Origin of the sequence: Amycolatopsis ultiminotia (assembly GCF_039536925.1) — a bacterium.
GTDB classification, from domain to species: Bacteria; Actinomycetota; Actinomycetes; order Mycobacteriales; family Pseudonocardiaceae; genus Amycolatopsis; species Amycolatopsis ultiminotia.
Genome location: NZ_BAAAZN010000005.1, coordinates 18329 through 28711, shown reverse-complemented (window position 1 = coordinate 28711; position 10383 = coordinate 18329). Strand labels below are relative to the sequence as shown.

Genomic DNA, 10383 nt, shown 5'->3' with positions numbered 1-10383 from the left:
TGGCCAGTGGGGAACGGGCCGGTTGTAACCGCCGCGTCTGGTCGGAACTCGGAACGGGCCGTTCGCGCCTACCGCGGGTGGCCGGAAAGAGCCGTTCGCAATCGCCTCGGCCGGGCACGATGGGCCGGTCGCGACCGCCGTCGTTGGCCGGGTTTGCGGCAAGAGCCGTGTCAGCACGGTGTCAGCCCTGTCCGCGATCGTGGCCGCGACAGCCGCCACGAACAGGAAATCCGATGACGCACACCGTTCCCGTCCCGCACGGCCTCCCGATGGAGCGCGATGCGGGTCCCTTCGACCCGCCTCGCCGCATCACGCGGTTACGCGAGGCTCGGCCGGTCAGCCCGATGGTCTTCCCCGACGGTCATCAGGGCTGGCTCGTCACCGGTTACGACGCGGTCCGCAGCCTGATGGCCGACACCCGGTTCAGCTGCCGGCAGGACATCGGCGTTCTCCACCTGCCCTACGAGGTTCCCGGCATGCCTGTCATCGCCGGGCCGTCGCCGCAGATTCCGGGCGTGTTCATCGCCATGGACCCGCCGGACCACAGCCGGCTGCGGAAACGGCTCACCGGCGCCTTCACCGTCAAACGCATGAAGCAGCTGGAAGAGCACATCGTCGACGTCGCCGAGGGGCAGCTGGACGAGCTGGCGCGGCTGACCCCGCCGGTCGATCTGGTCAAGGAGTTCGCGCTGCCGGTGCCCTCGCTGGTGATCTGTGAACTGCTCGGGATCCCGTACCCGGATCGGGACACCTTCCAGGCCAACGCCGCTCAGTTCCTGGTCAAGGACCAGCCGTTGGAGAGGAAGATGGCCGCGTACCACGCGCTGACCACGTACCTGTCCGAACTGGTCACCGGCAAACGTGCCGCCCCCGGCGAGGACATCCTGTCCGACCTGGCTGGTCAGGACGACCTCACGATCGAGGAACTGACCGGCATCGCCTTTCTGCTCCTGCTCGCCGGCCACGAGACGACCGCCAACATGCTGGCACTGGGCACTTTCGCGCTGTTGGAACATCCGGAGCAACTCGCCGAACTGCGCGCCGACCCGGATCTGCTGCCCGGTGCTGTCGAGGAACTCATGCGCCACTTGTCCGTGGTCGATGTCCTGTATCGCTATGCCACGGAGGACATCGAGCTCGGTGGGGAAACGATCGGCAAGGGCTCGACCGTCGTGGTCTCCCTGCTTGCCGCCGACCGCGACGCGAGGCAGTTCGAAAACGCCGACGACCTGGACGTCCACCGCAGCGCCCGTGGCCACCTCGCCTTCGGCCACGGTGTCCACCAATGCCTCGGCCAGCAACTGGCCCGCGTCGAAATGCGCGCCGGCTTCCACAGGCTGCTGCGCCGCTTCCCGACCCTCCGGCTCGCCATCCCCGCCGACGAGGTGAAACTCAAGACCGACATGAACATCTACGGCGTCCACGAACTGCCGGTCACCTGGACGGAACCGGCGCGCTGACGGCGCGGCGCCGGAATGCCCGCACTGCCGGGGCATTCCGGTGCACGCGTTCCGCGGAAGGCGAACCACGAACCGGTGCGGCAGAAGCCGGTCAGCAGCCGGTCCGCAGGATCCGCCTGCCGGTCAGAGATGCCGCTGCAGCACGGCGGCTTCCGCCCGAAGGCGCGCGGCTTCCTCGGCGCGCCCGAGCCGTTCGTAGTCCTCCGCGGCGACGGTGCGCTCCCGCACCTCGTTTTCCACGATCGAGCGCAGGTCGGCGTCGGTGAGATCCCGCCGCGAGGCTTCCGCCGCGCCGAGTCCGACGGCCGCACCCGCCACGTGCTCGTTCCCGACGGTGGCGTCCAGCGCTTGATCGACCGGTACCGCTTCGGCGTTGTCGATCGCTGCGAGAGCGGAACGCAGTGCGGAGATCGCGGTGCGGTCCCGGGTCTTGAGCGCCGCCTTCAAGTCGTCACGCAGTTTGGCGCGCATTGCTGGACATTCCCATCCGGAAGAAGAAACAGAGTGAACCGCCAGGCTAACAGGACCGCCGGACGGCAAGCACGGGATTTTCCCGCGGCGAACGCTGACGCCGACCGCGATCGCAACCACCAGCAGTGCGGCGAAGGCCCACGGGGGCAGCAGAGTTTTCCCGTCCGGGTGATTGTTCACCACCAGCCAGGTGGAAAGGCCCGCGGCGACCGCGACACGAGAGGCCGTCCAGCGCGCCGCCGCACCGAGCGCCAACGCCCAGCTGAAGTACCACGGCAGGACCACCGCCGAACAGAGCACCGTGCCCAGCAACGCCGCCGCGGCCCCGCGGACCGCCGTCGCGCCACCGCGCCGGGAACGCCACCACAGCCAGGTGATCAGTCCGGCGAGCACAAACCACCCCGCGGTCCGGAACGCCGAGACCAGGTCCGTCCCGGGAATCACGAGCGCGGCGATCTTCCCGGCACTGGTCGGTACGGACATCAGCGGCTGGAGAACGGAGTTCCCGCCCAGTGCGGAAATCCACCCGAGGCCGACTCCGGCCACGGCGCTGCACAGTCCGAACGCGACAACCACCGTGGACACCGCCGCGGTGGCAACGCGGAGGAAGACACCCCAAGTCGGACGGCCGCCGCTGCGATGTGCCACCCAAACCCAGACCAGGAACGGCAAGGCCACCGCTGCCGTCGCCTTCACCGCGACGGCCAACGCCACCAGTGCGAAACCGCGCACCGGGGCGCGAACGAGTACGAGCGCAACGCCCGAAGCCAGCAACCCGATCATCAACAGATCGTTGTGCCCGCCCGAAACCAAATGCAGCAGTACCAATGGATTCGCCGCGCCAATCCACAGTGCATGCTCCGGTAGCCCGCCGAGGAATCGGCACAGGACCGGTAGTGCGAGGCACAGCAACGCTAATCCGGTCACGAACACCAGCCGGGTCAGGAACGCTGCGAGAAGCGGGTTGTCGCCGGTCACCGCGACCACACTCTTCACCACCAGGATGAACAGCGGCCCATACGGGGATGGAACGGAAAGCCAGTGTCCGGCCGCGTTTTCCGTGATCGCGCCCGGTATTTCGGCGGGCACGTGCGTGTACGGATCAAGGCCGGCGTGCGCGACTGCGCCCTGCGCGAGATAGGTGTACAAGTCGGTGCTGAACAACGGCGGGGCGAACAGCAGCGGCGCGGCCCACAGCCACACCGTACGAGTGACATCGCGCGCGTTCGCGAAGCCGGCGCGGACGAAGTGTCCCAATCGGACCCACGCCGCAAGCAATAGCCCGACGCCGAGATACAGCACCGCGGTGGCCAGTGCGTTGCCGGATCCAGGCGTACCGAAGAGTGTCCAGGCCACCGTCGGACCGTGTTCGAGTGTCGCGCCCGCCCCGAACGCACCGAGGGAGATCAGCCCGGTACCAGCGAGTCCGAGCCCTGCAGTGGAGCGGTGCGAAACGCACTTTCCGGCGAAGAGCATGGCGTAGGTCTAGTCAGCGAACGGTCCCAGCCCGTTAAGATCGGCCCTTATCCGACTTTTATCCGGACGGCGGTGTACTGGGCCTCGTGGGGAACACCTGATGCGGGTACTCGTGGCGGAGGACGAGGAATTGCTCGCCGACTCGGTGGCAGAGGGCCTGCGGCACCTCGGCCTTGCGGTCGACGTCTGCTACGACGGCGACGCCGCGCTCGAACGGGCCATGGTGAACCGCTACGACGTGGTGGTGCTGGACCGCGACCTCCCACTGGTGCACGGCGACGAGGTCTGCCGCCGGATCGCCGACGGCGACGGGGAGACCCGGGTGCTGATGCTCACCGCCGCGGCAGGCATCCGCGACCGTGTCGACGGTCTCGGCCTCGGCGCGGACGACTACCTGACCAAACCGTTCGCGTTCGCCGAACTCGTCGCCCGCGTGCACGCACTGGCCAGGCGGGCCCGGCCCGCGTTGCCACCGGTGCTCGACTGCGCCGGGGTGCGGCTCGATTCGGCGAAGCGGTTCGCGTCCAGGGAAGGGCAGCCGTTGTCGTTGTCGCCCAAGGAGTTTGCCGTCCTCGAAGTACTGCTGCGGGCACAGGGGCGGGTCGTCAGCCCGGAAGAACTGCTGGAGAAGGCATGGGACGAGCACGCGGATCCGTTCACGAACACGGTGCGGGTGACGGTGATGACGCTGCGGCGGAAGCTCGGCGAGCCGGCGGTGATCCGGACCGTGCCGGGAGCCGGGTACCAGCTCGGTACCTGAGCCGCAGCCGTGCCTCGCTGTCGGGCCGGATCGAGCTGGTCTGCGTCGGAGTGGCGCTGGCGGTCCTGGCGGTGGCCTGTTTGCTGCCCGAAACGATCACGGTGCCGCTCGGGACCTTCGTGGACCGGGACGTGTGCCCTCGGACCACCGCCTGCCGCAGTACTGTCGGCGGGCTCGTCTGGCTCCTGCCGGTGGTCGCGGTCGTCGTCGTGGTGGTCGTCGGCCGCCGGCCGCTGGCGCGCTGGGTGCTGCGGCTGTTGCCGGATCTGGTGACCACGATCGAGCAGCTGGGCCCGCAGAACCTCGGCCAGCGGGTGCGGCTGGCGAAGCTGGAGGGCGAGACTCGTGCGCTCGCCGTTGCGGTGAACGACATGCTCGACCGGCTGGCCGTCGGCTTCGAGGGGCAACGGCGGTTCGCCGCGAACGCCTCCCACGAGCTGCGCACGCCACTCGCGGTGCAGCGGACGCTGGCCGAGGTCGCCATGGTGACCGCCGGCGGTGCGGACGTGGGCAGGCTGGCCTCGCAGCTGCTGGTGGTCAACGAACGCAACGAGCGGCTGATCGAGGGACTGCTCGTGCTCGCCGAGGCCGACCGTGGCCTGCCCGGTACCGTGCCGGTGCGGCTGGACGAACTGGTCGATGCGGTCCTCACCGGTTACGCCGATCGGATCGCCGAGCACGGGCTGACGCTGACCCGTGCGGTGGACGAACGCACGGTGCCAGGGGATCCGGTGCTGCTGGAGCGGCTGATCGGCAATCTGGTGCACAACGCGATCAAGTACAACCGTCCGGGCGGACAGCTCGAAGTGGTGGTCGGCGCGACGCCGGCGCTGTCGGTGCGCAACACCGGCGAGCCGGTGCCCGCGGAGGTGGTGCCGTCGTTGTTCGATCCGTTCCGACGGCTGACCGCAGACCGGACGAATCACCGTGACGGCGCCGGTCTCGGACTGTCCATCGTGCGCTCGATCGCCACCGCGCACGACAGCACGGTCACCGCGGTACCCGGCGAGGACGGCGGCCTGCGCGTCGACGTCACGATGCCCTGACCGCTGCGGTTCACCCGGCCCGCGTGCCGGAAACCGGGAACGTCCCGCCACCACTGACCGTGACGGAACCGGTGAAGGCGTCCCCCTCGACGACGCCGGCCACACTCACGTCGAACCGGGCCGGCTCGGTCACCTGCGCGCGGAAGTCCAGGTGCTCGCCGTCGAACGCCCCGGCCACGATCGGGACGGTGACCTCCAGCTGGGTGTCGAAGATCGAGCCGGTCACCGCGCCGCCGTCCGTCGCGAGCTCGAGGACCAGGTCCTTGCTCCCCGCCGGATGGGTGAAGGTGACGTGCCAGGTGCCCGCCGCCCCAACCCCGCCACTACCCGACCGAACACCGGTCGGCACCGTGGGGGTTGGGGACGTCGTGGTCGTCTGGGTGGACATGGCGGTGGAGGTTGGGGGTGTGGTGGTCGTCTGGGTGGACACGGTGCCGGGGGTTGGGGACGTGGCGAACGTCGAGGTCGCGGCGGTGGACACGACGTGCCCCCGTTCGCCGAGGGCCGGTTGCCCGGGTTTCACCGCAACACCGGCGGAGTTCAGGAAGCCCGCCATCATCCGGTAGAAGCCGACGAGGAACAGCAGCTCGATGAGCTCCGCGTGGCCACGGGTCGCCGCGAGCGCTGCCCACGTCCGATCGGACACGAAGGCGTCGGCGCACAACTCGTCGACCGCTCGCAGGACCGCGTCGTCCTCGGCGGCCCAGGCCCCTGCGGGGTCGGACAGCCGGTCGATTTCGGCTTCCGTGGCTCCACCGGCCAGCGCGGCGGGCACATGGTTGGCCCATTCGTAAGGTGCCTTACACCGCAACGCCACGCGCAGGATCGCCAGCTCCCGCACGCGCGGATGCAGGACGCCTTGGCCCAGCAGGAAACCGCCGAGGGGTGCCGACGCCTTCATCAGCTCCGGAGCCCGTGCCAGTACCTGGATCACCGTGTCGGCCCCGAGCTTCGCGAGCTTGCGCTGCTCGGGGTCCAGCTCGTCGAGCGGCAGGGGAGGGATGCGGACGGTGGTCGCCGATGCCATGACAGGTTCCTTACACGTCAACGGTTCTGCCGACGGTCCAATGCGCGGAGCGCGGCACGGGCTTGGTCGCGGCCGAGCAGGGGGTGCGAATGGAGATCGATGAGGGCGCGGGCGAGGAGTTCGTCCCCCTCGGTGCTGAATACGTCGGTCCCCATCGCGCGCGACACGTGTTTGTGCAACACCGTGATCGACAGGGCCATCGCGGTGCTGACGGCCGCGCGAACCTGGACGTCCGCGGCCGGCGGATCGTCGCGTTCCCGGTCGGCCTCCGCGAGCCAGCGTGCGCCGAGTTCGACCATCTCGTCGAACAACGGCGCGGCCGCCCCTTCGACCAGCGCGCGGGCGAGGTAGCTCTCGTACGGCCCCACCGCCGTCCTCGCGGCGGTGATGGGATTGCCGTTTTCGAGTCGACTGTCGTCGTGGGTCCGGTCGGCGAGCTGCCTGATCAGCTTGACCAAATGCGCGTCGCAGGCTTCGCGGAGGCCCTGTTTGGAGCCGAAGTGGTGCCGTACCAGTCCCGGTGACACCTGCGCGGTCTCGGCGATGCCCCGGATGGTGGCCCGGTCGAAACCGTGCTCGCCGAAGTGCGCCATCGCCGCGTCCCGGATCCGGGCGCGTGCGGTCAGATCCCCGGGATCCGGCGCGACGGCGGGCATGCGATCTCCTGTCCACACGTACCAATTACTGCTCCAATATGCAGCTTACTATACGCACGTATAGCATGCTGGTGTCAAGTGGATGGTCCTCAGCGGGCAAGCCTCGCGCGGGCGTCCTCGGTGACCGGGGCGAAGAAGTTCACCAGGTTGCCGTCGGGATCGCGGAACAGCAGCGAGCGGTTCCCCCACGGCATCGTGGTCGGCTTCTGCACGATCGTGGGAACGTCGGTCAGCCGCGTCAGCTTTTCGTACTCGCGATCGACATCGTCGACGAGGAACTCGAGGATCACCGTCCCGGTCGATCCGGGCGCCGTCGATCCAGTCTCCGTCGCCCCGGCCGCCGTAGTCCCGTTCGACTCAGCGACCGTGGTCCCGTTCGCACCGGCCGTCGTCGCGGTGCTGAACAACGTCATGGTCTCGGTGCTGCCGATCGCCAGCGTGCACGAGGTGCCCACGAGTTCTGCGAACTGCGGAGCGGGCCACCGCGCGGCGATTCCGGTCGTCTTCTCGTAGAAGGCGACGAGCCGGACGATGTCGTTGGTGATGATGCGGACCGAGGTGAACTGCACGGTGAGTCCTTTCGGGAAGGGGAGGCGGTTCCGATCCGCGCTCCGGCAACACCGGACACGCTAAGAGCAATAGTGGACAGGATCCGCCCGGTATTGAGAAAGTCCGGACCATGACCCGGCCGATCGCCCGCGTACTGAGCCTGCTGGAAATCCTCCAGGGCGGCGGCACCAGGACCGTCGCCGAACTGGCCGAGCGGCTCGACGTCGACGAACGCACCGTCCGCCGCTACGTCGATCACCTGCTCGACCTGGACATCCCGGTCCGCTCGGTGCGTGGCCGGTACGGCGGCTACCGGCTCGCCCCTGGCTACCGGATGCCTCCACTGATGCTCACCGACGAGGAGGCACTCGCGGTCCTGCTCGGTCTGGTCGCGGGCCGCCGGGCCGGGTTGATCACGACCTCGGTCGCGGCCGCCGAGAGCGCGGCCGCGAAAGTCCGCCGAGTACTGCCCGGTGCGCTCGGCCGCCGGCTCGACGCACTGCAGGAAGTCGCCGACTTCACCGCACCCGCGCGAGCGACGCTCACCGCGGAGGCAGCGGTACTACTCACCGTCGCGGAAGCAGCACGCGACCGTCGCCCGGTCGAACTCGGCTACGTCGCCGGCCACGGCCGAGCCAGCGAACGCGTCGTCCATCCCTACGGCGTGGTCGCGCATTCCGGCCGCTGGTACCTGACCGGCTTGGACTCCGCGAGCGACGAGGTGCGCACGTTCCGCGTCGACCGGATCACCACGGTCGGGCTGCGCGCCGGAACGTTCGGTGCACCACCCGGATTCGACCCGGCCAAGCAGGTACTCGACGCGATTGCCGGGGCACCGCACCGGCACGAGGTGTCCGTGCGGATCCGGTCGGCATCCGAGCAGATCCGCTCCGTTCTCCCACCGGCGCTCGCCCGCCTGGAGGAAATCGACGACGCCTGGGTACGAGCCCGGATCCGGGCGCAGCGACTCGACTGGATCCCGCCGCTGCTCGCCGCGCTCGACTGCCCTTTCGTCATCGAGCGGCCGGACGCCCTGCGCGACCGGGTGCAGGAGCTGGCCACCCGGCTTTCCGGTTTTGCCGCAGCGGCACCGGAAAGCTGAGTGCCCGAAAAGGTTGGGGACCAAGCAGCCGGTGCCGGAATGCTGGGGACCGAAGAGCCGGTGCCGGAATGCTGGGGACCAAGGAGCCGGTGCCGGAAAGGTTGGGGACCAAGCAGCCGGTGCCGGAATGCTGGGTGCCGGAAAGGTTGGGGACCAAAGAGCCGGGCACCGGAAAGCTGAGTACTGACGAGCCGGGCGTGGAGGAACCGGGTACCGAAGAGCCGGGCACGGAAGCAGCACGGTACCGAAGAGTCGGGTACGGAAGCAGCCCGGTGCCGGAGAGCCGGGCACCGGGAAGCTGAGTCTGAGCGCTGAGGAGCCGAGTACCGGGCTCCTCAGCGCCTGCCGTTCCAGAGGGCCCGTTCGTCGGCGCGGTCGTCGACGGTGCTGGCCGACTCGGTGTCGAACCGCATTGCGATCCGGTGCTGCGGGGTGTAAGCGGGCCAGCCGGGGTCACCGTTGGTGGCGAAGTCGATCCAGGCCTTGTGCATGGCGTCGGCCACCTGCTGTGGCGGGTTTTCGCCGACGAACGGCTTGAAGGCGGGGTCGTCGAGGTTGTCGAACACGAAGGGCAGTTCGAGTGCGTGGCAGGCCCCGAGTGCGTGGTCGAAGGCGGGGGAGCGCCAGGCGAATTCGTAAACGTGCGTGCCGGGATGTGCTTCCGCGAGACGCAGTGCGGGAATCCAGTAGTACCAGTCGGTTGCGATTGCGGAGAGCAGGTCGCCGGGTGTCGCGCCGGGCCGGTTCGCGCGGTAACGACCGGCGCCGCGGAAGGCCGGGAGCCCGTAGCGCGCGGCCGCTGCGTGCACGACCGGGCCGGTGATCTTCGCTGCGGCACCGGTGGGCACCAGGAAGAGCCGAGCCTCCTCGCGGTTGGTGCCGATGAGCACGTCGACCTGCGCACCCGCACCCGCGGCGATGCGTTCGATCGGCGGGGCAGGCAACAGATCACCGTCCACGATCGGCTCGAACGGCATCAGGTTGCGCGCAACTTCGCCCCACAGCTTCGTTTTCGGCTTGGCGGTGATCTCCTGTGCGAGCTGTGTCTGTGCGGCGATGAGCTGCGGCATCGGCACGTCGGCGATCGCCGCACGGGTCGGTTCGACGCCGAGCACGGCGGCCAGCCGGGTGCCGATCAGCCGGGCGGTGGCGGGGGAGATCGTGCTGTGCCCGGCGCCGGATTCGGCGATCACGCGGTGGAACAGGCCTTCCGCGGCGGGCATGGCGAGCAGGCTGCACACGCTCATCGCCCCGGCGGATTCGCCGAAGACGGTGACGTTGCCCGGGTCCCCGCCGAAGCCGCTGATGTTGTCGCGCACCCAGGTCAGCGCGGCGATCTGGTCGAGCAGGCCGAGGTTCGGGATGCCGTCGCCGAACCAGAGGAAACCGTCCGCGCCGAGCCGGTAGTTGACGGTCACCAGGACCACGCCGTCGCGGGCGAATCGGGTGCCGTCGTATCCGGGGATGGACCCGGACCCGCTGGTGAACGAGCCGCCGTGGATGAAGACCAGAACCGGCAGCCGCTCGTCGAGGCCGGGGGTCCAGACGTTGAGGTTGAGGTAGTCGTCGCCATGCACGACCGACCGGGGTGCCAGATCGGCCAGCGGTCCATCGCCGTCCACACTGGCCTGGGGCGCGATCGGGCCGTATTCGGCCGCGTCACGCGGAGCCGGCCACGGTTCGGGTGGCTGCGGAGGGCGGAACCGGTTCGGGCCCACCGGTGCGGCGGCGTAGGGAATGCCCTTGAAGGTGTACACACCCGCGTCGGAAACCCGGCCACGGACATCCCCGTGCTTGGTGGTGACGATGGGCTCGCTGCTCAACAATCCTCCGTCA

9 protein-coding genes are annotated in these 10383 nt (G+C 69.2%); 4 read left to right on the top strand and 5 right to left on the bottom strand.

Going from position 1 to position 10383, the window contains the following annotated elements; translation table 11 throughout:
• The first annotated feature begins 233 nt into the window (after positions 1 to 233).
• Positions 234 to 1460: a cytochrome P450 gene (locus ABD793_RS13160; protein ID WP_344859321.1), complete on the top strand. Its 1227-nt coding sequence runs from the start codon at positions 234 to 236 to the stop codon at positions 1458 to 1460.
• Positions 1461 to 1583: 123 nt separating this feature from the next.
• Here ABD793_RS13160 and mptB read toward each other — a convergent pair whose 3' ends face one another.
• A complete protein-coding gene (gene mptB, locus ABD793_RS13155) occupies positions 1584 to 3407 on the bottom strand; it encodes a polyprenol phosphomannose-dependent alpha 1,6 mannosyltransferase MptB (protein WP_344859319.1) in 1824 nt (607 codons plus the stop codon).
• A gap of 100 nt (positions 3408 to 3507) precedes the next feature.
• Here mptB and ABD793_RS13150 point away from each other — a divergent pair, with 100 nt between their 5' ends.
• On the top strand, positions 3508 to 4167 hold the full coding sequence (locus ABD793_RS13150) for a response regulator transcription factor (RefSeq protein WP_344859317.1): 660 nt from the start codon (positions 3508 to 3510) through the stop codon (positions 4165 to 4167).
• Positions 4168 to 4217: 50 nt separating this feature from the next.
• Positions 4218 to 5213, top strand: coding sequence for a sensor histidine kinase (locus ABD793_RS13145; protein WP_344859314.1), 996 nt, complete (start codon positions 4218 to 4220; stop codon positions 5211 to 5213).
• A 10-nt stretch (positions 5214 to 5223) separates the two neighbouring features.
• Here ABD793_RS13145 and ABD793_RS13140 read toward each other — a convergent pair whose 3' ends face one another.
• From ABD793_RS13140 to ABD793_RS13130, 3 genes are all read right to left on the bottom strand, one after another.
• Complete coding sequence (locus ABD793_RS13140; RefSeq protein WP_344859311.1) at positions 5224 to 6240, bottom strand: carboxymuconolactone decarboxylase family protein; 1017 nt, start codon at positions 6238 to 6240, stop codon at positions 5224 to 5226.
• A 17-nt stretch (positions 6241 to 6257) separates the two neighbouring features.
• Positions 6258 to 6896: a TetR/AcrR family transcriptional regulator gene (locus ABD793_RS13135; protein WP_344859309.1), complete on the bottom strand. Its 639-nt coding sequence runs from the start codon at positions 6894 to 6896 to the stop codon at positions 6258 to 6260.
• 89 nt (positions 6897 to 6985) lie between these two features.
• Positions 6986 to 7465: a VOC family protein gene (locus tag ABD793_RS13130; RefSeq protein WP_344859306.1), complete on the bottom strand. Its 480-nt coding sequence runs from the start codon at positions 7463 to 7465 to the stop codon at positions 6986 to 6988.
• 110 nt (positions 7466 to 7575) lie between these two features.
• On the opposite strand from ABD793_RS13130, the gene ABD793_RS13125 reads away from it, so the two are divergent.
• Entirely contained in the window at positions 7576 to 8547 is a 972-nt protein-coding gene (locus tag ABD793_RS13125) for a helix-turn-helix transcriptional regulator (RefSeq protein WP_344859303.1), read from the top strand.
• Positions 8548 to 8882: 335 nt separating this feature from the next.
• Here the strand turns inward: ABD793_RS13125 and ABD793_RS13120 are convergent, their stop codons facing one another.
• A complete protein-coding gene (locus ABD793_RS13120; protein WP_344859301.1) occupies positions 8883 to 10370 on the bottom strand; it encodes a carboxylesterase/lipase family protein in 1488 nt (495 codons plus the stop codon).
• Positions 10371 to 10383 lie beyond the last annotated feature (13 nt).

Excerpts from the sequence above, each read along its gene's own strand:
- ABD793_RS13150 (WP_344859317.1), top strand. The coding sequence starts at position 3,508 with ATGCGGGTACTCGTGGCGGAGGACGAGGAATTGCTCGCCGACTCGGTG.
- ABD793_RS13160 (WP_344859321.1), top strand. The coding sequence starts at position 234 with ATGACGCACACCGTTCCCGTCCCGCACGGCCTCCCGATGGAGCGCGAT.
- ABD793_RS13140 (WP_344859311.1), bottom strand. The coding sequence starts at position 6,240 with ATGGCATCGGCGACCACCGTCCGCATCCCTCCCCTGCCGCTCGACGAG.
- ABD793_RS13135 (WP_344859309.1), bottom strand. The coding sequence starts at position 6,896 with ATGCCCGCCGTCGCGCCGGATCCCGGGGATCTGACCGCACGCGCCCGG.
- mptB (WP_344859319.1), bottom strand. The coding sequence starts at position 3,407 with ATGCTCTTCGCCGGAAAGTGCGTTTCGCACCGCTCCACTGCAGGGCTC.
- ABD793_RS13125 (WP_344859303.1), top strand. The coding sequence starts at position 7,576 with ATGACCCGGCCGATCGCCCGCGTACTGAGCCTGCTGGAAATCCTCCAG.